The organism is Klebsiella spallanzanii (assembly GCF_902158555.1).
Lineage (GTDB): Bacteria > Pseudomonadota > Gammaproteobacteria > Enterobacterales > Enterobacteriaceae > Klebsiella > Klebsiella spallanzanii.
The window spans coordinates 31209-52609 of sequence record NZ_CABGGS010000004.1 but is presented as its reverse complement, the minus strand read 5'-3'; the positions used below and the strand labels follow the sequence as shown (position 1 = coordinate 52609).

The following is a 21401-nucleotide window of genomic DNA, read 5'->3' as shown; positions in this document are numbered from 1 at the left end:
GCTATTTGCGTCAATACATTATTTGTATTAATGAATTTAGCAGTAATACAGGAATTTACGTATGCGGTTGGAGGAAATGAGGGAGGGACCGCTTCCAGGAGAAGCGGCCCTTTGCATCAGGCCCGACGCTGGAACGAACGATAAATATTCGTCAGCTGTAGAGCGACCACGAGGAAAAAGCAGGTGGCCAGAACCATAGAGATCGGTCTGGCAACGAATGCCATCGGATCGCCTCCGGCCTTAATCATGGATGACAGGAGGTTTTTCTCAAGCATAGGTCCGAGGATCATATCCAGAATAATTGGCGAAATAGGATACTCTTTGCGCTGTAGCCAATAGCCAACAACGCCCATCACCAGCATCACCACCACTGAAGAAACGGAGTTATCGATAGCAAAGGAGCCGACAATGCTGAAGATAAGGATAATCGGGTACAGAATCGCTTTATCAATCCAGATAATGCGCTTAATAAAGCTGACGGCCAGCGTAGCCAGCGGCAGCAGCGCCAGGTTGGCAATCAGAAACAGAATAAACACCGCGTACAGCTTATCGGCCTGGAACAAAAACAGCGTCGGCCCGGGGTTCATATCCTTCATGTACAGCACGCCAATGATGATCGCCGCGGCGGAGTCGCCTAGAATACCAAAAACTAAGGATGGGATCCAGCTTCCCGCCAGGCTGGCGTTATTACTGCTGGAAGAGTCAACAATCGCCTCTTCTGAACCGTGGCCGTACAGCTGCGGCTGTTTAGAGAACTTCTTCGAAATCGCGTAGCTAATCCAGGCGGCAATATCCGCACCGGCGCCGGGCAACGCACCGATAAGCGTGCCGATGATACTGCTACGGCCGAGGTTTAACTTGCGCGACCAGATAACCTGCCCCATACCTTTAAACAGATTAATATCCGACTGCGTTTCCGGCACGCTACGTACCGCCTCGACCACCCGATCGCGGTAATATTCTATCGCGCCAGAAATCGCGAACAGACCGATCATTGCCGGAATAAAATTCACCCCTTGCAGCAGGCTTATCTGACCAAAGGTAAAGCGCGGTACGCCGGAGATCTGGTCGTAGCCAATACAGGCCATCAGCAGACCCAGACATAACGTAACCATACCCTTTAACGGCTGGTTACCCACCACCAGGGTCGCGCAGGTCAAGCCCAGCAGCGACAGCCAGGTATATTCGTAAGAGCTAAATTTCAAAGCGAATTTCGCCAGCATCGGCGCCGCGCCCATCAAAATAAACGAGCCGATAATGCCGCCGATCACCGAACTGACTAAACCGATACCTAATACGCGGTTAACCTTACCCTGCTTCACAAGTTCGTTTGAGTCAGCCACGTAGGCAGCCGATGCCGGCGTTCCCGGTATTCTTAATAGCGCTCCCGGGATATCCCCGGCGTAAATGGATGATGCGCCAACGGAAATCATCAACGCCAGCGCCGGAATCGGATCCATAAAAAAGGTGAACGGTACCATCAGCGCCACGGCCATCGTCGCCGTTAAGCCAGGAATGGAGCCGACAAATAAACCAAATGCGCTAGCAGCGAGCACCGCTAAAATCGCGCTGAGATTAATATAGGCAAATGCCTGTAAAAAGATGTCCATATCTCCCCTTAAAACCAGATACCCGCAGGAAGCGCCACCAGCAGCACGCTGGCAAACACGTAATAGATAATGAGCGATGCGGCAATGGATGTTCCCGTCGCCAGCAGGAGTTTGACGCCTCTGATTTTCATTAAAATAAACAGCAGCAAACAGGAGCAAACAACAAAGCCTAAAATATCAAGCAATAAAACAAACAGCATCACCGCAATAATAATCAGCGCCAGCGCTTTACATTCCGCCCGGCTGAATAATGACTGCCGAGTTCCACGGTTTTTGATATCGATAACAGCATCAATGGCGGTAAGAAATAGCAGCAGCCCGCTAATCAGCGTCGGCATAAACCCCGCGCCATGCTGTCCGGCACCGCCGTATTCCGTCACGCTGATAGAGAAAATGGTGATAGCAAATATAAGAATTAAAAAAGGGGTTAACGGTAATGCACGCATGATGATATCCCTTCATAACGGCGACGGCACTCAGCCGCCGCCAGGCTTGCGGTAACTATTTTATTTTGTTAATTAACTTGCCGTATTTTTCATCTTCCTGAGCCATAAAGGTCTGCATTTCAGCACCAAAGAGCGGATAGACTTCAAACCCTTGCTTAGTCGCGAACTCCTGCAACTTGCCCTCTGCGAAAACGGCTTTCATCGCCTCGGTTAGCTTCTGCGAGATGTCATCCGCCGTTCCGGCAGGAACCACCAGCGAGTTCCAGGTCGCGAGGCTATATTTATAAGCTGTCGCCTGCTGGAAGACCGAAATATCTTTATATAAACCTTCCGGTTTCTCCGCCATGGTGGTCAGGTTACGCACCATTTTGGCATCAACCATACTTTTCGCCTCACCGGGTGAAGAGGTCGTGAAATCAATACCGCCGGAAACCAGTTCCATTAGCGCGGAGTTAGCGCCCTCGGACGGCACCCAGGTCACCGCAGACGGCGGCAGCCCCATGCTATCCAGCATCCCTATGAGGTTAAGATGCCAGCCGGAATTCAGGCCACTACCGGAAGCCTTCAGCTTACCCGGATTGGCTTTGATGAAATCGGTAAGCTGAACAATGTTTTCAAACTGAGAATTGGCCGCCACCTGAACGCCGCCAAGATTTACCGCCAGACGGGTTATCGGCGTGTAATTTTTGTAGCTCAGATTGGTCATACCCTGATGATGCATCATCGCAATTTCGACCGTGGCGATCCCCAGCGTATAGCCGTCCGCTTTCGCCCGCGCAATGGCATCATGCCCGACAACGCCCGCGCCGCCGGTGCGGTTCACCACGTTGACGTTAACGCCAAGCTGCTTTTGCAGACCTTCGGCCACCAGCCGCGCCACGGTATCGGTGTTGCCGCCCGCCCCCCAGGGAACGATTATCTGAATAGGTTTATCCGGCCATGCGGCGAGTACGGAGGTGGAAACAAAGAGTGAAGCAACCGCTAAACTTGCGAAGGTACGTTTCATGTTCTGGACTCCTGTCTGATGTTCTGTCGTAGGTCAGTTCGTTTACTTCGGTAGATCCGCGAGCTGTTTACGCTGCCACTCGCCGCTATCGGCAATCTGCTGCAAAATCACCTCCAGCCCCCAGTATTTTTTCAGCACATCGTCCGCGGTGACGCGGCAATGAACGCTGGCGAAGGTTCCGCGCTTCTGATGGAAAATTTTGGCATTTTTCGGGTAGCCGATAGTCTCGGTAACGGCGCTGAGGGATAAAAACCAGGCCAACGGCTCTGCGGCATCACGGTGCTGTGCGCCATGGTGGTAGAGCCAGTGGTACAGGTCCGGATGGAAGTTGGTAAACACGCCGCAGAATCCTTTTGAACCTGCCTGCATCGCCTCCCAGGCAATGGCCGCGTTGGCGTTTACAATAGCCATCGGCGTCTCTTTCACCAGTTCAACGCGGCGGATGACGGTTGGCAGATCGCAGCTCACATCTTTCAACACCCGGAAGCGACCGCTGGCGACGCAATACATCAGCTCTTCGTCGGAAAGCAGGCGGCGGTACGGGGCCGGGCACTCATAAAGCCCTAACGCCATTGAAGACGGAAGCGCGGCCAGAATGGCGTCCAGATGATGTTTAAAGGCATCCGTCCCCTGATTCTCAGGATCAAGATGGTTAGTCACTAACACCAGTGCATCAATGCCGGTTTGCGCCATCGCCGAAAGCTCGGCAATCTGCGCGTCCAGATCGTCGGAAATATGCCCTGAAGCGATGACCGGAATCCGCTTTTGCGTATAATCGACGACAAATTTCGCCAGTTCGACGCGCTCTTCCAACGTTAAGAATTGCATCTCGCTGGACTGGCAAACGGCAAATAGCGCATCCGCGCCGTTGGCAATATACCAGTCAATTAAATTCCCCAGTCCCGGATAATCAACAACATTATCATCAGTAAAAGGGGTTAACATAACGGGAATAATACCTTCAATTTTTTTCATTTCATCAATCCTTTATTCGGCAATAAATCAGAGAGTCTGAATAGCGACGTTCTGTTGTTTCATTCGGGCGGCGACTAATGAGTCATCCGGCATATTGGCAGCCCCTTCCTGCTCAACCGCTAAAGAAGCAAAGGCGCTGGCGTACCAGGCCGACCTGACCAGCGATTCTCCCTTCGCCAGCGATGCGGCCAGCGCGCCGTTAAACGCATCGCCCGCGCCGGTGGTATCCACCGCCACGGCGGAAAACGCCGGAATATGCGAATAATGTTGCCCGTCAAAAATTAAGGCACCCTGCTTGCCCATGGTAATAATAACGGCGCACTGCCCGGCATTATAAATATGCGTAGCCGCCTGCATCGCCGTAGGAATATCATGTACCTGCACGCCGGACATGGCTGCGGCCTCGGTTTCATTCGGCGTAACAATATCCGAAAATGGCAGTAAACTGGCGACATCAGGCGACCATGGGGCCGGGTTTAATATTGTCGTAACCTGCAATTCCTTCGCGCATTTCAGTGCTAACTGGGTTGCCGAAATATTATTTTCCATTTGCACAACGAAGACATCGGATTCGGCAATAAAATGCGAAAGTTGCGCAATATCGCCATCCGTCAGTTCAAGGTTGGCGCCGGGGGAAATAGCAATCATATTTTCCCCCTCGTCATTAACATAAATAACGGCACACCCCGTTGCGGCATTATCTGTTTCATACAGCGTAAATGAACCCATACCAACGGATTCAATATGGTTACGGGCAAAAAGATTAAACTGATCGCAACCGACCTTACAGGCGAAATGAATCTGAGCGCCTGCACGATGCGATGCCAACGCCTGATTAGCCCCTTTGCCTCCTGGACCCAGCGTCGTTTCTCTGGCAATCAGGGTTTCGCCATCACGGGGGAAGCGATGTACTTTGGCAACGATATCGACATTAAACGAACCTAATATGCAAACTTTTCCGACCATAATGCGTCCTTTTTCATCCTGAGATGTTAAATAACCAATTCCCCGTTGCTGCTGTTTTAGCAGCAAGCTCATATCCACATAGTCGTGTTGGAAAAGCGCGCTTTGCATCAAATGTTTTTTTAATGAAACGCCTCCGTGATGGCGGGTAACAATCCCTCGTTTTTGCAGCCATGTTAAATCCGCACGAATAGTTTCTTTGGTCACGGAAAAATGTTCCGCCAAATCACTTACGCTGCACTCTTCCCTGGAACGTAGTAGCCTGACGATATGCTCACGGCGAGTATCACGATACATAAGTCATCCTTTTCTTTTATTATCACCGAAAAGAAAAAATTTACCTGGAGTTCACTCAAGAAAAAAACAGAGAAACAAAAATAAACAAAAATCGGGGGAAGAGAAATCGTAAATTAATACTAAATAACATTATATATACCCCACATAAATACATATAATAAATCACAGCAACGGAATATATATAAATAAGAATCAGGTGCTGAGTATAAATATAAATCTCAGCACCTTTTTATCAGATTATTCACACCCGGCGCGGAATTCGCTCGGGCTGGCGCCGGTACACTTTTTAAATACCCGCGAAAAGTAGAGCTGGTCTTCAAAGCCCACGTTGCGCCCCACGGTGGCGATCGGCATTCGCGTGGTGCTGAGCAGCAGCTTGGCCTGGCTTATTCGCTGATCCTCACGCCACCCCAGCACGCTAATCCCTAGCTGCTGGCGGAACAGATGCGACAGGCGCGACGGCGACAGACAGACGTGCTGGGCGACGCTGGCAATATCGAAATGGCTGTCCGCCAGATGATCGCTGATGTACTGGCAGGCATCGCGCACTCGGTTATCCAGCGGCGGATGCAGGGATTCGTTGATCGCCTCCATGCGTCGCAGCAGCAGCTGTTCCATCAGATTGATTGCCAACAGCTCGGAATAACGCCCCGCGCCCTGCCCGGCCTCCACAATCTGCCCGAACAGCTCGCCAAAACGCGACTGCCACTGTTCATCAGGACGGAAAAAACCAGTCTGGGCAAAAATAGTCGGCCAATTAAGCCACTCATGCCAGTAGGCGCGCGGACGGAAATAGACCCACTGGTGATACCATTCGCGCGCATCAGGGTGGCGACCATAATGGTGGATCTCCCCCGGCGGGAACAGCAGCATGTCGCCAGGGCGACAGATAAATTGCTCCCCGTGGTTATTAATTATCCCTTCGCCGCGAATCGTCAGGTTAAGGATGTAACCCTTCATGCCCAGCGGGCGGTCAATAAAGAAATCCAGATAGCCGTCGGCGTCAATTGGCGTCAGGCCCGTCACCAGATGGGCGTTAAAAGAGTAACCCGGCAACAAAGGATCGTTTTGCGTTTCGGCCATAAACTCTGCTCTCCCGGAGACATTAAGGACACCAATTGTCCATACCTTGTATTTTATCCTCTGGCTGGCAGCCCGTACTGCGACGCGGGTTAGAAATCGAATTAAAACCCGCCACCTCTCGGCAAAAACTGAGCACAGCGCACAATTCAGGCGCTTTAAGCGCATAACTGAAGTGTCTATAAAGACGGCAGGAAAGTCCACATTGAATATTTGCACGACGTCACACTTTGCGACGTCACAGCAATATAATCCATAAGATTAGCGAATACAGCCTGACGGTTTTCGGCCCAGATATCTACTGTTTCACCATGAATGATTTTTAGCATGGAGTAACAGTATGGCAATTGCGATTGGCCTCGATTTTGGCAGTGATTCAGTACGCGCCCTGGCAGTAGAGTGCGCGACCGGCGAAGAGCTCGCCGCAAGCGTCGAGTGGTATCCGCGCTGGCAGGAGGGGCTGTTCTGCGATGGCCCGAATAACCAGTTCCGCCATCATCCTCGTGACTATATCGAATCGATGGAAGCCGCGCTGAAAAGCGTTCTGGCATCACTCAGCGCCGAACAACGCGCAGCCGTTGTGGGTATCGGCGTCGACAGCACCGGCTCAACGCCTGCGCCAATTGACGCCGACGGTAACGTGCTGGCGCTGCGCGAAGAGTTCGCCAGCAACCCGAACGCGATGTTCGTACTGTGGAAAGACCATACCTCGGTGGAAGAAGCGGAGGAAATTACCCGCCTGTGCCATCAGCCGGGAAAAGAGGATTACTCTCGCTATATCGGCGGCATCTACTCCAGCGAATGGTTCTGGGCCAAGATCCTCCATGTCACCCGCCAGGATAGCGCCGTCGCCGAGGCCGCCGCTTCGTGGATTGAGCTGTGCGACTGGGTGCCAGCCCTGCTTTCCGGCACCACTCGCCCGCAGGATATTCGTCGCGGCCGCTGCAGCGCCGGGCATAAATCACTGTGGCACGACAGCTGGGGCGGTCTGCCGCCAGCCACCTTCTTCGATGAACTCGATCCCATTATCAACCAGAACCTGGCATACCCGATGTTCAGCGACACATGGACTGCGGACGTACCGGTCGGCACCCTGACCGCCGAGTGGGCCGAACGTCTGGGGCTGGCGCAAACTGTTGCCATCTCCGGCGGCGCTTTCGATTGTCACATGGGCGCAGTGGGCGCCGGGGCGCAGCCAAACGCGCTGGTCAAAGTTATTGGTACTTCAACCTGTGACATCCTGATTGCCGACAAACAAAGCGTCGGCGAGCGCACGGTGAAGGGGATCTGCGGCCAGGTAGACGGCAGCGTCGTGCCCGACTTTATCGGTATGGAAGCCGGGCAGTCCGCGTTTGGCGACATCTACGCCTGGTTTGGCCGCATCCTCGGCTGGCCGCTGGATCAGCTTGCGCAGGCCCATCCGGAACTGAAAGAGCAGATCAAAGTCAGCCAGAAACAGCTGCTGCCCGCACTCACCGAAGCCTGGGCGAAAAACCCTTCTCTCGATCACCTCCCGGTGGTGCTGGACTGGTTTAACGGTCGCCGCACGCCGAATGCAAACCAGCGCCTGAAAGGGGTGATTACCGATCTCAACCTCGCCACCGACGCCCCGGCGCTGTTCGGCGGGCTGATTGCCGCCACCGCCTTCGGCGCGCGCGCGATTATGGAGTGCTTCACCGAGCAGGGGATCCCGGTCAACAACGTGATGGCGCTCGGCGGTATCGCGCGGAAAAACCCGGTGATCATGCAGGCCTGCTGCGATGTTCTGAATCGTCCGTTGCAAATCGTCGCCTCCGATCAGTGCTGCGCGCTGGGGGCGGCTATCTTTGCCGCCGTTGCCGCTGGCGTGTACCGCGATATCCCTGCCGCGCAGGAGAACATGGCCAGCCAGGTGGAAAGCACCCTGCAGCCGCGCCCTGAGCAGGCACAACGTTTTGAACAACTCTATCAGCGCTACCAGCAGTGGTCGGTCAGCGCAGAACAACGTTATCTCCCTTCGACTGCAAAGGCGGAAACCGCACCGCAATCCCAGGCAGCTCTCACCCATTAAGGACATGAAAATGACTATTTTTAATAATTATGAAGTGTGGTTCGTCATCGGTAGCCAGCATCTGTATGGCCCTGAAGCGCTACGTCAGGTGACGAAGCATGCAGAACATGTGGTGAACAGCCTGAATGCGGAAGCCAAACTGCCGTGCAAACTGGTGCTTAAACCGCTGGGCACCACGCCAGATGAAATAACCCATATCTGCCGCGACGCGAACTACGATGATAAATGCGCCGGGATGGTGGTGTGGCTGCACACCTTCTCACCTGCAAAAATGTGGATTAACGGCCTGACTATCCTCAATAAACCACTGATGCAGTTCCATACCCAGTACAACGCGGCTCTGCCGTGGGACAGCATTGATATGGACTTTATGAACCTGAACCAAACCGCACACGGCGGCCGCGAGTTTGGCTTCATCGGCGCACGTATGCGTCAGCAGCACAGCGTGGTAACCGGCCACTGGCAGGATCAGGAGGCCCATCAGCGTATCGGCGCGTGGATGCGTCAGGCAGTCTCTAAACAAGATACCCGTCACCTGAAAGTATGCCGTTTCGGCGATAACATGCGCGAAGTGGCGGTCACCGACGGTGATAAAGTCGCCGCGCAGATCAAGTTTGGTTTCTCGGTCAACACCTGGGCGGTAGGTGACCTGGTGCAGGTAGTCAACGCCGTCACCGATGGTGAAATCAGCGCGCTGATCGATGAGTATGAAAGCAGCTATCGCCTGACGCCTGCGGCGCAAATCCACGGAGATAAGCGTCAGAACGTCATTGATGCCGCACGCATTGAACTGGGGATGAAGCGCTTCCTGGAACAGGGTGGGTTCCACGCATTCACTACCACATTTGAAGATTTACACGGTCTGAAACAGCTTCCGGGTCTGGCCGTACAGCGTCTGATGCAGCAGGGCTACGGCTTTGCGGGCGAAGGTGACTGGAAAACCGCCGCTCTGCTTCGCATCATGAAGGTGATGGCAACCGGTCTGCAGGGCGGCACCTCCTTTATGGAGGATTACACCTACCACTTCGAGAAAGGCAACGATCTGGCGCTGGGCTCGCACATGCTGGAAGTTTGCCCAACCATCGCTACCGCCGAGAAACCGATTCTCGACGTGCAGCCGCTGGGCATCGGTGGTAAAGCCGATCCGGCGCGTATCATCTTCAATACCCAGACCGGCCCGGCTATTGTCGCCAGCCTTATCGATCTCGGCGATCGTTATCGTCTGCTGGTTAACACCATTGAGACGGTGAAAACCCCGCACGACCTGCCGAAGCTGCCGGTAGCCAACGCGCTGTGGAAAGCGCATCCGGATCTGCGTACCGCATCCGAAGCCTGGATCATTGCTGGCGGCGCGCACCACACCGTCTTCAGCCATGCGCTGACCCTGGACGATATGCGCCAGTTCGCTGAGCTGCAGGATATCGAGCTGACCGTGATTGATAACGAGACCCGCCTGCCGTCCTTCAAGGATGCGCTGCGCTGGAACGAAGTTTATTACGGTTCAAAACGCTAAGAGGCCGTCCCCTCGCCCTCTTCCTCAGGGAGAGGGCCGGGGTGAGGGGAATCCAGATACGGAGCACACTATGTTAGAAGATCTCAAACGCCAGGTACTGGAAGCCAACCTGGCCCTGCCAAAGCACAATCTTGTCACTCTCACCTGGGGCAACGTCAGCGCCGTCGACCGCGAGCACGGCGTACTGGTGATTAAACCTTCCGGTGTCGACTACAGCGTGATGACCGCCGAAGACATGGTCGTGGTCAGCCTTGAGACTGGCGAAGTGGTTGAAGGCAAGAAAAAACCCTCTTCGGATACGCCAACTCACCGCCTGCTGTATCAGGCATTTCCAACACTGGGCGGCATCGTCCACACCCATTCGCGCCACGCCACCATCTGGGCGCAGGCCGGGCAGTCGATTCCCGCCACTGGTACCACCCACGCCGACTATTTCTACGGCGCGGTCCCCTGTACTCGCCTGATGACCGACGACGAGATCAACGGTGAATACGAGTGGCAAACCGGCGAAGTGATCGTCGAAACCTTCCGGGAAAAAGGTATTGACCCGGCACAAATGCCCGGCGTACTGGTGCACTCTCACGGTCCGTTTGCCTGGGGCAAAAACGCTGAAGACGCGGTGCATAACGCCATCGTGCTGGAGGAGATCGCCTATATGGGCATTTTCTGTCGCCAACTGGCACCGCAATTACCGGATATGCAGCAAACGCTGCTGGATAAACACTATCTGCGTAAACATGGCGCGAAAGCCTATTACGGGCAGTAAAACTCCACAACCGTCTGCCAGTCTGGTAGCCCGGACAGGTGCGAAGCGCCGCCTCCGGGAACGGATGCCACCCACACCTGTATAAAACCCCAGCATCATTGCATGAACCAGGCTATAATCAGGCCTGGTTTTTACTGATGAGAGCACGGCGTGACGCAGCCACGAGAAGGTTTTTTACTGACCCGTCACTGGCGGGATATCCCGCAGGGCACCGAACTGACTTTCTGGCTGGCGACCGATGACGGCCCGCTTGAGGTCACTCTACCGCCGCAGGAGTCCGTCGCATTCATCCCCGAATCCCATCGCGCGCAGGTTGAACGCCTGCTGCAAGGGGAAAACGGCCACCGCCTTGCCGCGCTTACTCTGCAAGATTTTCATCGCCAGCCGGTGTTTGGCCTTTACTGCCGCGCTCACCGCCAGTTGATGCGGCTGGAAAAAAAGCTGCGCGAAAACGGCATCACCGTATATGAAGGCGATATTCGTCCACCGGAGCGCTATCTGATGGAGCGCTTTATCACCGCCCCGGTGTGGGTCGAAGGTGACGCGCGCGGCCAGCAACTGATCAACGCACGGATGAAGCCCAACCCCCACTACCGCCCGCCGCTAAAATGGGTATCGCTGGATATCGAAACCAGCCGCCACGGCGAGCTTTACTGCATCGGCCTTGAAGGCTGCGGTCAGCGCATCGTCTATATGTTGGGGCCAGAACCCGCCTCACCGCCTGACGTCGACTTTCAGCTGGAGTACGTCGCCAGCCGCCCACTGCTGCTGGAAAAGCTTAACGCCTGGTTTGCCAAACACGACCCGGACGTACTGATCGGCTGGAACGTCGTGCAGTTCGATTTACGCGTCCTGCAAAAGCACGCCGAGCGCTACCGTATCCCGCTAATGCTCGGACGCGGCAACAGCGGGCTGGAGTGGCGCGAGCACGGGTTTAAAAATGGCGTCTTTTTCGCTCAGGCCAACGGCCGCTTGATTATCGACGGCATCGAGGCGCTGAAATCCGCCTTCTGGAACTTCTCCTCTTTTTCCCTGGAATCGGTCGCCCGCGAGCTGCTCGGCGAAGGGAAAGCCATTGATAATCCCTGGGATCGAATGGACGAAATCGACCGCCGCTTTAACCAGGATAAACCGGCGCTGGCCACCTACAACCTGCAGGACTGCGAGCTGGTCACGCGCATCTTCCATAAAACCGAGATCATGCCGTTTTTGCTGGAGCGCGCGACGGTCAACGGCCTGCCTGCGGATCGTCACGGCGGCTCGGTGGCCGCCTTCAGCCATCTCTATTTCCCGCGGATGCACCGGCTGGGCTACGTCGCGCCAAACCTTGGCGAAGTACCGCCGCAGGCCAGCCCCGGCGGCTACGTGATGGACTCGCGCCCGGGCCTGTACGACTCGGTCCTGGTGCTTGACTATAAAAGCCTGTACCCGTCAATTATCCGCACCTTCCTGATCGACCCCGTAGGGCTGGTTGAAGGACTGGCGCAGCCCGATGATGCTCACAGCACCGAAGGTTTTCTTGGCGCGCGCTTCTCGCGAGAAAAGCACTGCCTGCCGGGGATTGTCGGGCAAATCTGGCACGGGCGCGATGAGGCTAAACTGCACAAAAACAAACCGCTGTCGCAGGCGCTGAAGATCATCATGAACGCCTTCTACGGTGTACTCGGTACCAGCGCCTGCCGCTTTTTCGATCCGCGCCTGGCCTCATCCATCACCATGCGCGGCCACGCGATTATGCGCCAGACCAAAGCGCTGATTGAATCCCAGGGCTATGACGTCATCTACGGCGATACCGACTCCACCTTCGTGTGGCTCAAACGCCCCCACAGCGAAGAGGAAGCCAGCAGCATCGGCCGCTCGCTGGTGGCCTTTGTTAACGAGTGGTGGGCGACGGAGCTTGGCAAAGATAACCTGACCAGCACCCTGGAGCTGGAGTTTGAAACCCACTTCTGCCGCTTTTTAATGCCGACCATTCGCGGCGCGGATACCGGCAGTAAAAAGCGCTACGCCGGGATGATTCAGGAAGGAAGCGAACAGCGCATGGTGTTTAAAGGGCTGGAGACGGTACGCACCGACTGGACGCCGCTGGCGCAGCAGTTTCAGCAAGAGCTCTACCTGCGCATCTTCCGCAATCAGCCCTATCGCAACTACGTGCGCGAAACCATTGATAAACTGATGAACGGCGAGCTTGACGATCGGCTGGTCTACCGCAAGCGCCTGCGCCGTCCGCTGGCAGAGTATCAGCGTAACGTGCCACCGCACGTGCGCGCGGCAAGGCTCGCTGACGAGCACAACGTCAGGCTGGGCAGACCGCAGCAGTATCAGCAGCGCGGCAGCATTAAATACGTCTGGACCACTGGCGGGCCGGAGCCGGTGGACTATCAACAGTCCCCACTGGACTATGAGCACTATCTCTCTAAGCAATTAGAGCCTGTCGCCGAAGGAATTCTTCCCTTTGTTGACGACGATTTTGCTACAATAGTGACGGGGCAGCTGGGGCTATTTTGATTTTTTCTCACTCATTCCATTGGCACAAAAGCCGCAAAATGAAGGGTGAGGAGGACGTGACGAACGTTCCGCCATCCAGTAATATAGCGCCCTTTCCATTCCTGGACCCAATTTTGACGCATCTCCGATTCTCCATGGAGATGATCAACTATTGCCTGCAATTAAAGAACTAAAGAGCCGAACATATATGCCTTTTACACTTGGTCAACGCTGGATTAGCGACACAGAGAGCGAACTGGGATTAGGGACGGTTGTTGCGCTGGATGCGCGCATGGTCACCCTGCTTTTCCCTGCCATCGGCGAAAATCGTCTGTACGCACGCAACGATTCCCCGATCACCCGCGTGATGTTTAACCCGGGCGATACCATCACCAGCCACGAAGGCTGGCAGCTCCAGGTTGACGAAGTTAATGAAGAGAACGGTCTGCTAGCCTACACCGGCACTCGCCTTGATACCCAGGAAGCCAACGTCACCCTGCGTGAAGTGCTGCTCGACAGCAAGCTGTCCTTCAGCAAACCGCAGGACCGCCTGTTCGCCGGGCAGATCGACCGCATGGACCGTTTCGCCCTGCGCTATCGCGCGCGTAAATTTCAGAGCGAACAGTACCGTATGCCGTGGAGCGGTCTGCGCGGCCAGCGTACCAGCCTGATCCCGCATCAGTTGAATATCGCCCACGATGTTGGCCGCCGCCACGCGCCGCGCGTTCTGCTGGCGGACGAAGTCGGCCTCGGTAAAACCATTGAAGCCGGGATGATCCTGCATCAGCAGTTGCTCTCCGGCGCCGCCGAACGCGTGCTGATTGTCGTCCCGGAAACCCTGCAGCACCAGTGGCTGGTGGAAATGCTGCGCCGTTTTAATCTGCGCTTTTCGCTGTTTGATGATGAGCGTTACGCGGAAGCCCAACACGACGCCATTAACCCGTTCGAAACCGAACAGCTGGTTATTTGCTCGCTGGATTTCGTGCGCCGCAGCAAACAACGTCTGGAACACCTGTGCGATGCCGAATGGGATCTGCTGGTCGTCGATGAAGCGCATCACCTGGTGTGGAGCGAAGACGCTCCAAGCCGCGAATACCAGGCCATTGAACAGCTGGCTGAACGCGTACCGGGCATTCTGCTGCTGACCGCAACGCCGGAACAGCTGGGGATGGAGAGCCACTTCGCCCGCCTGCGCCTGCTCGATCCTAACCGTTTCCACGATTTCGCCCAGTTTGTTGAAGAACAGCAAAACTACCGCCCGGTTGCCGACGCTGTGGCCCTGCTGCTGGCGGGTAATAAGCTGAACGACACCGAGCTAAACGCCCTGAGCGATCTGATCGGCGAGCAGGATATCGAGCCGCTGTTGCAGGCGGCAAACAGCGACCGCGATGATGCCCAGGCTGCGCGCCAGGAGCTGGTCTCGATGCTGATGGACCGCCACGGCACCAGCCGCGTGCTGTTCCGCAACACCCGCAACGGAGTCAAAGGCTTCCCGAAACGCGAGCTGCATACGATTCGTCTGCCGTTGCCGACCCAATACCAGACGGCCATCAAGGTTTCTGGCATTATGGGCGCACGTAAAACCGCCGAAGAACGCGCCCGTGACATGCTCTATCCAGAGCAGATTTATCAGGAATTTGAAGGCGATACTGGCACCTGGTGGAACTTCGACCCGCGCGTCGAATGGCTGATGGGCCATCTCACCAGCCATCGCTCGCAAAAAGTGCTGGTAATCTGCGCCAAAGCAGCCACCGCGCTGCAGCTGGAGCAGGTCCTGCGCGAGCGCGAAGGCATTCGTGCGGCAGTGTTCCACGAAGGGATGTCAATCATCGAGCGCGACCGCGCCGCCGCGTGGTTTGCCGAAGAAGATACCGGCGCACAGGTGCTGCTGTGTTCTGAAATCGGCTCCGAAGGCCGTAACTTCCAGTTCGCCAGCAACCTGGTGATGTTCGACCTGCCGTTCAACCCCGATCTGCTGGAGCAGCGTATTGGCCGTCTTGACCGTATCGGCCAGGCCCACGATATCCAGATCCACGTACCGTATCTGGAAAGAACCGCTCAGTCGGTACTGGTGCGCTGGTATCACGAAGGTCTGGACGCCTTCGAACACACCTGCCCGACCGGCCGAACCGTCTACGACAGCGTACATAACGAGCTGATTAACTATCTCGCCACGCCTGAAAACACCGACGGCTTCGACGACCTGATCAAAGCCTGCCGCCAGCAGCATGAAGCGCTGAAAGCGCAGTTGGAGCAAGGCCGCGACCGCCTGCTGGAAATCCATTCCAACGGCGGAGAAAAAGCCCAGGCACTGGCGGAAAGCATTGAAGAGCAGGATGACGACACCAGCCTGATCGCTTTCTCCATGAACCTGTTTGATATCGTCGGCATCAACCAGGACGATCGCGGTGAAAACCTGATTGTGCTGACCCCATCCGACCACATGCTGGTCCCGGATTTCCCGGGCCTGCCGGAAGATGGCTGCACCATTACCTTCGAGCGTGATGTTGCCCTGTCCCGCGAAGACGCGCAGTTCATCACCTGGGAACATCCGCTGATTATCAACGGTCTGGATCTGATCCTTTCCGGCGATACCGGCAGCAGCACCATCTCGCTGCTGAAGAACAAAGCGCTGCCGGTGGGAACCCTGCTGCTGGAGCTGATTTACGTTGTTGAAGCCCAGGCGCCGAAGCATCTACAGCTCAACCGCTTCCTGCCGCCGACGCCGGTGCGCATGCTGCTCGACAAAAACGGCAACAACCTCGCCGGTCAGGTGGAGTTTGAAAGCTTTAACCGCCAGCTGAGCGCGGTTAACCGCCATACCGGCAGCAAACTGGTCAACGCTGTTCAGCAGGACGTTCATGCGATTTTGCAGCAGGGCGAAGGCCAGGTCGCAAAAGCGGCCCAGGCGCTGATCGACGCCGCTCGTCAAGAAGCTGACGATAAACTAACCGCTGAACTATCGCGCCTTGAAGCGCTGCGTGCCGTTAACCCGAACATCCGCGATGATGAACTGGCGGCTATCGAGAGCAACCGTCAGCAGGTTATGGACGCACTGGCTCAGGCGGGCTGGCGTCTTGATGCGCTGCGCTTAATCGTGGTCACTCACCAGTAACGGAACGCGAAGATGGCGATGGAAAACTACAATCCGCCGCAGGATCCCTGGCTGGTAATCCTCTACCAGGATGAGCATATTATAGTGGTTAACAAGCCGAGCGGCTTGTTGTCCGTGCCGGGTCGGCTTGCTGAGCACAAAGACAGCGTGATGACGCGCATTCAGCGCGACTTCCCGCAGGCGGAGTCGGTGCACCGGCTGGATATGGCCACCAGCGGCGTGATTGTGGTGGCCCTGACCAAAGCGGCCGAGCGCGAGCTAAAGCGTCAGTTCCGCGAACGCGAGCCGAAAAAGCAGTATGTCGCCCGCATATGGGGGCACCCGGAAAAAGCGGAAGGTCTGGTTGATTTACCGCTAATTTGCGACTGGCCGAACCGGCCAAAGCAGAAGGTGTGTTACGAAACCGGCAAAGCGGCGCAAACCGAGTATGAAGTGCTGGAGTACGCGGAGGATAATACCGCCCGCGTGCGCCTGAAGCCGATTACCGGACGTTCGCATCAGCTGCGCGTACATATGCTGGCGCTGGGCCATCCGATTCTTGGCGACCGCTTTTATGCCTCGCCGGAAGCGTTGGCTATGGCGCAGCGTCTGCTGCTGCACGCCGAAACGCTGACCATCACCCACCCTTCGTTCGGAAACACGATGACGTTTCGCGCACCGGTCGATTTCTGACCGTTCAGATCTGTCCCGGGTCGTGCCGCTAGCGGCTCACCCGGGCTATCCCATCGCTTATTCAGCAAACGAGACGTTCACGTTAATCGCGGGCAAACCACGCATCAATCATCTGCTCAACGCGAGCAACAACCTGATCGGTGTCATGACGGCGGCTGCGGGCACAGGCATGCGCAGGTTCGTCGCACAGCAGGCAGCGGCGCTGGTTTTCACCCATTGACTGACGGCCAACCAGGCCATTTTTCGGGCAAATCACGTCGATATCCCACAGGCGGCCCAGCGGGTGGGTCTGCTCGAGGTCAGTACAGAACGCTTTAACTTCGCTGGCGGTATGATCAATGCACCACAGCGCTTCCGGCCCGGTCGGCAGCCACAGCACCTGGCGATCCAGCGTTTTCCAACGGTGTTGCCACAGCATCTGATCGCAGGCCTGCAGCGCTACGCCCATGGTATTACGGTAGCGAATGCTGTCTTTCACCGCGCCCGGCGTCACCAGGGTCAGCGAAATCACCGGCTGTTGATAATGGGCTAACCAGTCGGCCTGGCGAGCCGCACGCAGCTCTTTCGCCGCCAGCAGCGCTTCCATGCTTACGCCCATACGGGCGAGACTATCCACTGACATTTGTTCCTCTCCTCACTTAATAAATGGCAGCGTTCGGGCTGCCGTCGCAGTAGCGATTAATGGCGCTGATTGTATCGCTAAACGATCCCTGTTTTGGAGACGGGGCGCAGAAATTTTCTGCGCCCCGAAGCGGAAAATGACAGATTTACCTGTTACCACAGAGTTAAATCATATCCGGAAGTAACTGGTGAATCATGAAGAAGAGGAACATTCATCGTACTGATAATAAAAATCGATGCCTTTAAACAATATCGCCCGAAAAAGCGCCAAAGGATAGAGTCTTAAAACCCGCGCTGCTCTTTAATCAGCTCCCAGGCTTTCTGGATCTCCTGCGCTTTTTGCTTAGCCATCTCCATCATTTCCGGCGGCAGACCTTTCGCCACCAGCTTATCCGGATGGTGCTCGCTCATCAGCTTACGGTAGGCGCGCTTGACGGTCGCGGCGTCGTCGGTTGGCTTCACCCCTAATACGTTACAGGCATCTTCGAGGGTTGGTCCGCGCTGCGCCTGCTGCCAGCCGGCATTGCCGCCGTGCTGACCGTACGATTGCTGCTGCGAACCGCCGCCAAACTGGGCGCCGCCCTGCATCATACGCAGGAACTGCTCGAACTGGGCGCGAGAAATGCCCAGCTCATCGGCGATGACAAACAAAACCTCGCGCTCATTCGGATGCAGCTCACCGTCGGCGAAGGCCGCCTGCAGCTGAATTTCCAGAAACATCCGAATCAAATCGAAACGGCCAAAGCAGACGCTGCGCAGCTGGCGCATTTTCTCACGCAGCGGGTAATCGTCTGATTTCCCTACCCGAAATGCGTGCTGAGCCGCAGTTCGCGCTTCGCCGTGCAGATTCATCCGATCCATCAGCAAATTGGCGACATGAATATCGGCTTCGGTGACGCGGCCTTTAGATTTGGTCAGATGCCCCATCACTTCGAAAGTGGTGGAGAAGAACAGCGACTGGCGCTCCTGCTGGTTGGCAAAAACATTCAGCCGGCGACTGCGCGCACGGTCAAACATATGCCCGACTAAAAAGCCCAGCACCACGCCCCAGAAGCCGCCCCCCATCATCAACGCAACCGCAACGCCAATTATTTTACCCAAATACTGCATAGACTCCCCAATCTCTCTGCCGCCAGTTAAGCTATATATGACCGCACGTTACAAAGCGCTGACGCCTCGGTCAATTGTGGGACATAGCCTATAATTTGCTTTATCATACTCGTCATTCTACACGGTGCCTAACGCTCGGGAAGTAAACGGGCAGGATTAACACTAGCGCGATTAAGATGAGTACGTTAGGCTCTGACCGTTTGCAAGCCGCTGCCACACGATGACGGAACAACAAATACAACGTATGAAAAAACGTATTCCCAGCCTCCTGGCCACCATGATTGCCAGCGCCTTGTATAGCCAGCAGGGTCTCGCTGCCGATCTCGCCACGCAGTGTATGCTTGGCGTCCCAAGCTACAATCGTCCTTTGGTCGAAGGGAAACCTAACGACCTGCCGGTGACGATCGATGCCGACCATGCGAAAGGCAATTACCCTGATAACGCCGTATTTACCGGCAACGTTGATATCAATCAGGGAAACAGCCGCCTGCAGGCCGATGAGGTTCAGCTTCACCAGCAGCAGGCCGCAGGTCAACCGCAGCCGGTGCGCACGGTTGATGCCCTCGGTAATGTTCACTATGACGACAACCAGGTGATCCTTAAAGGGCCGAAAGCCTGGTCGAATCTCAACACCAAAGATACCAACGTCTGGCAGGGCGATTACCAAATGGTCGGTCGTCAGGGGCGCGGTACCGCAGACCTAATGAAACAGCGCGGCGAAAACCGCTACACCATCTTAGAAAACGGCAGCTTTACCTCCTGTCTGCCGGGTTCTGACACCTGGAGCGTCGTCGGCAGCGAAGTTATCCACGACCGCGAAGAGCAGGTGGCGGAGATCTGGAACGCGCGCTTTAAGCTCGGTTCCGTGCCGATTTTTTACAGCCCCTACCTGCAGCTGCCGGTGGGCGACAAGCGCCGCTCAGGCTTCCTGATCCCCAACGCCAAATACAGCACCAAGAACGGCGCGGAGTTCTATCTTCCTTACTACTGGAACATCGCCCCGAACTTCGATGCCACGCTGACCCCGCACTATATGAGCAAGCGCGGCGGCGTGATGTGGGAAAACGAATTCCGCTATCTGACTCAGGCAGGAGCAGGCTTAATCGAATTCGATTACCTGCCGTCGGATAAAGTTTACGAGGACGATCACTCTGGCGACAGCAACAGCCGCCGCTGGCTGTTCTACTGGAACCATTCTGGCGTCGTAGATCAGGTGTGGCGTTTTAACGCCGACTACACCAAAGTCAGCGACCCGGACTACTTTAACGATTTCAGCTCCAAATACGGTTCAAGTACCGATGGCTACGCTACGCAAAAACTCAGCGCAGGCTATGCAAATCAGAACTTTGACGCCACCGTATCCACCAAGCAGTTCCAGGTCTTTGACCGCGACTCCAGCAACGCTTACTCCGCCGAGCCGCAGTTGGACGTGAACTACTACCAGAACGACGTCGGCCCGTTTGATACCCATTTTTACGGGCAAGCTGTGCATTTTGTTAACTCGAACAGTAATATGCCGGAAGCGACCCGTCTTCACTTCGAGCCAACCATCAACCTGCCGCTGTCTAACGGCTGGGGAAGCATCAATACTGAGGCGAAGCTGCTGGCAACCCACTATCAGCAGAACAACATCGATGAATACCGCGCTTACGCTAAGCGGCAGTACAACAATAATCCTTCAGACTCAAATCAAAATGCGCTTAATTCCGCAAATGCTCTGAAGGATTCGGCAAACCGCGTGATGCCGCAGTTTAAAGTCGATGGCAAAATGGTTTTCGAGCGCGATATGCAGGAGAGCTATACCCAGACGCTCGAACCGCGTATGCAGTATCTGTATATTCCGTATCGTGACCAGAGCCATATTGGCACCTACGACTCAACGTTGCTGCAATCAGACTACAGCGGCCTGTTCCGCGACCGTTCATACAGCGGCCTCGACCGCATTGCCTCTGCCAACCAACTCACTACCGGCGTCACATCTCGCGTTTATGATTCCGCCGCAGTTGAACGTTTTAATATTTCCGTTGGTCAAATCTACTATTTCACCGAGTCGCGTACCGGTGATGACAACATCAACTGGGAGAATAACGACACGCGAGGTTCACTGGTATGGGCTGGCGATACCTACTGGCGCATCACCGATGACTGGGGTTTACGCGGGGGAATTCAGTACGATACACGTCTGGATAACGTCGCTACCGGTAGCGGAACCGTGGAATACCGTCGCGACGAAAACCGTTTAGTACAACTTAACTATCGTTACGCGAGCCCGGAATATATTCAGGCGACTCTGCCTTCGTATTCCACCGCTAAGCAGTATAAAGATGGTATTTCGCAGGTGGGGATGACCGCCAGCTGGCCAATCGTCGATCGTTGGGCCGTCGTTGGCGCGTACTACTACGACACGAATACCAGAAAGTCAGCGAACCAGATGTTAGGGGTGCAGTATAGCTCCTGCTGCTACGCTATCCGCGTCGGCTATGAACGTAAGATCAACGGCTGGGATAACAGCAGCAGCGAAAGCAAATACGATAACACCTTCGGCTTTAACATTGAGCTGCGCGGCCTGAGCTCCAATTACGGTCTCGGCACTCAGCAAATGCTGCGTTCGAACATTTTACCGTACCAGAGCTCCCTGTGATGTGGCTGGTTTAAAACGTAACCCGCAATTGCGGTTAATTGAAATGGAA

General features: G+C 55.5%; 15 protein-coding genes. 7 read left to right on the top strand and 8 right to left on the bottom strand.

The features are described 5' to 3' along the window. Nucleotides 1–116: 116 nt before the first annotated feature. The 6 genes from FN082_RS06590 to araC form a co-directional block, all read right to left on the bottom strand. Complete coding sequence (locus FN082_RS06590; protein WP_142981327.1) at nt 117–1610, bottom strand: tripartite tricarboxylate transporter permease; 1494 nt, start codon at nt 1608–1610, stop codon at nt 117–119. Between the two features lie 8 nt (nt 1611–1618). Then, nucleotides 1619–2056, bottom strand: coding sequence for a tripartite tricarboxylate transporter TctB family protein (locus FN082_RS06585; RefSeq protein WP_112215547.1), 438 nt, complete (start codon nt 2054–2056; stop codon nt 1619–1621). Between the two features lie 55 nt (nt 2057–2111). Then, a complete protein-coding gene (locus tag FN082_RS06580) occupies nt 2112–3062 on the bottom strand; it encodes a tripartite tricarboxylate transporter substrate binding protein (protein ID WP_142981326.1) in 951 nt (316 codons plus the stop codon). Between the two features lie 42 nt (nt 3063–3104). Next, a complete protein-coding gene (locus FN082_RS06575) occupies nt 3105–4037 on the bottom strand; it encodes a dihydrodipicolinate synthase family protein (RefSeq protein ID WP_142981325.1) in 933 nt (310 codons plus the stop codon). A 27-nt stretch (nt 4038–4064) separates the two neighbouring features. Further along, on the bottom strand, nt 4065–5297 hold the full coding sequence (locus FN082_RS06570) for a PfkB family carbohydrate kinase (RefSeq protein ID WP_142981324.1): 1233 nt from the start codon (nt 5295–5297) through the stop codon (nt 4065–4067). Between the two features lie 237 nt (nt 5298–5534). Continuing rightward, a complete protein-coding gene (gene araC, locus FN082_RS06565; protein ID WP_139536932.1) occupies nt 5535–6380 on the bottom strand; it encodes an arabinose operon transcriptional regulator AraC in 846 nt (281 codons plus the stop codon). 337 nt (nt 6381–6717) lie between these two features. On the opposite strand from araC, the gene araB reads away from it, so the two are divergent. The 6 genes from araB to rluA all read left to right on the top strand — a co-directional run bounded on the left by araB (nt 6718) and on the right by rluA (nt 16980). Then, complete coding sequence (gene araB / locus FN082_RS06560) at nt 6718–8427, top strand: ribulokinase (RefSeq protein WP_142464319.1); 1710 nt, start codon at nt 6718–6720, stop codon at nt 8425–8427. Nucleotides 8428–8437: 10 nt separating this feature from the next. Beyond that, nucleotides 8438–9940 carry an L-arabinose isomerase gene (araA, locus tag FN082_RS06555; RefSeq protein ID WP_139536930.1) on the top strand — a complete coding sequence of 501 codons (1503 nt, stop codon included), beginning with the start codon at nt 8438–8440 and terminating at the stop codon, nt 9938–9940. A 70-nt stretch (nt 9941–10010) separates the two neighbouring features. After that, nucleotides 10011–10706, top strand: coding sequence for an L-ribulose-5-phosphate 4-epimerase (gene araD, locus FN082_RS06550; RefSeq protein WP_139536929.1), 696 nt, complete (start codon nt 10011–10013; stop codon nt 10704–10706). A gap of 150 nt (nt 10707–10856) precedes the next feature. Next, nucleotides 10857–13214, top strand: coding sequence for a DNA polymerase II (polB, locus tag FN082_RS06545; RefSeq protein ID WP_142981323.1), 2358 nt, complete (start codon nt 10857–10859; stop codon nt 13212–13214). Nucleotides 13215–13401: 187 nt separating this feature from the next. Next, complete coding sequence (gene rapA / locus FN082_RS06540) at nt 13402–16308, top strand: RNA polymerase-associated protein RapA (protein WP_139536927.1); 2907 nt, start codon at nt 13402–13404, stop codon at nt 16306–16308. Between the two features lie 12 nt (nt 16309–16320). Beyond that, entirely contained in the window at nt 16321–16980 is a 660-nt protein-coding gene (gene rluA, locus FN082_RS06535; RefSeq protein WP_139536926.1) for a bifunctional tRNA pseudouridine(32) synthase/23S rRNA pseudouridine(746) synthase RluA, read from the top strand. A gap of 82 nt (nt 16981–17062) precedes the next feature. Here rluA and citX read toward each other — a convergent pair whose 3' ends face one another. Both citX and djlA read right to left on the bottom strand, forming a co-directional pair. Further along, nucleotides 17063–17602 (bottom strand): citrate lyase holo-[acyl-carrier protein] synthase, encoded by a 540-nt coding sequence (gene citX / locus FN082_RS06530; RefSeq protein WP_142981322.1) that lies wholly within the window; start codon nt 17600–17602, stop codon nt 17063–17065. Nucleotides 17603–17883: 281 nt separating this feature from the next. Continuing rightward, nucleotides 17884–18711 carry a co-chaperone DjlA gene (djlA, locus tag FN082_RS06525; RefSeq protein ID WP_139536924.1) on the bottom strand — a complete coding sequence of 276 codons (828 nt, stop codon included), beginning with the start codon at nt 18709–18711 and terminating at the stop codon, nt 17884–17886. Between the two features lie 244 nt (nt 18712–18955). Between djlA and lptD the strand changes: the two genes are divergently transcribed. Beyond that, nucleotides 18956–21352: an LPS assembly protein LptD gene (gene lptD / locus FN082_RS06520; protein ID WP_142981321.1), complete on the top strand. Its 2397-nt coding sequence runs from the start codon at nt 18956–18958 to the stop codon at nt 21350–21352. The last annotated feature ends 49 nt before the right edge of the window (nt 21353–21401 follow it).

What these genes read in the sequence shown, in the direction of transcription:
- FN082_RS06590 (WP_142981327.1), bottom strand. Translation starts at nt 1,610, where the DNA reads ATGGACATCTTTTTACAGGCATTTGCCTATATTAATCTCAGCGCGATT.
- FN082_RS06585 (WP_112215547.1), bottom strand. Translation starts at nt 2,056, where the DNA reads ATGCGTGCATTACCGTTAACCCCTTTTTTAATTCTTATATTTGCTATC.
- FN082_RS06580 (WP_142981326.1), bottom strand. Translation starts at nt 3,062, where the DNA reads ATGAAACGTACCTTCGCAAGTTTAGCGGTTGCTTCACTCTTTGTTTCC.
- FN082_RS06575 (WP_142981325.1), bottom strand. Translation starts at nt 4,037, where the DNA reads ATGAAAAAAATTGAAGGTATTATTCCCGTTATGTTAACCCCTTTTACT.
- FN082_RS06570 (WP_142981324.1), bottom strand. Translation starts at nt 5,297, where the DNA reads ATGTATCGTGATACTCGCCGTGAGCATATCGTCAGGCTACTACGTTCC.
- araC (WP_139536932.1), bottom strand. Translation starts at nt 6,380, where the DNA reads ATGGCCGAAACGCAAAACGATCCTTTGTTGCCGGGTTACTCTTTTAAC.
- araB (WP_142464319.1), top strand. Translation starts at nt 6,718, where the DNA reads ATGGCAATTGCGATTGGCCTCGATTTTGGCAGTGATTCAGTACGCGCC.
- araA (WP_139536930.1), top strand. Translation starts at nt 8,438, where the DNA reads ATGACTATTTTTAATAATTATGAAGTGTGGTTCGTCATCGGTAGCCAG.
- araD (WP_139536929.1), top strand. Translation starts at nt 10,011, where the DNA reads ATGTTAGAAGATCTCAAACGCCAGGTACTGGAAGCCAACCTGGCCCTG.
- rapA (WP_139536927.1), top strand. Translation starts at nt 13,402, where the DNA reads ATGCCTTTTACACTTGGTCAACGCTGGATTAGCGACACAGAGAGCGAA.
- rluA (WP_139536926.1), top strand. Translation starts at nt 16,321, where the DNA reads ATGGCGATGGAAAACTACAATCCGCCGCAGGATCCCTGGCTGGTAATC.
- citX (WP_142981322.1), bottom strand. Translation starts at nt 17,602, where the DNA reads ATGTCAGTGGATAGTCTCGCCCGTATGGGCGTAAGCATGGAAGCGCTG.
- djlA (WP_139536924.1), bottom strand. Translation starts at nt 18,711, where the DNA reads ATGCAGTATTTGGGTAAAATAATTGGCGTTGCGGTTGCGTTGATGATG.
- lptD (WP_142981321.1), top strand. Translation starts at nt 18,956, where the DNA reads ATGAAAAAACGTATTCCCAGCCTCCTGGCCACCATGATTGCCAGCGCC.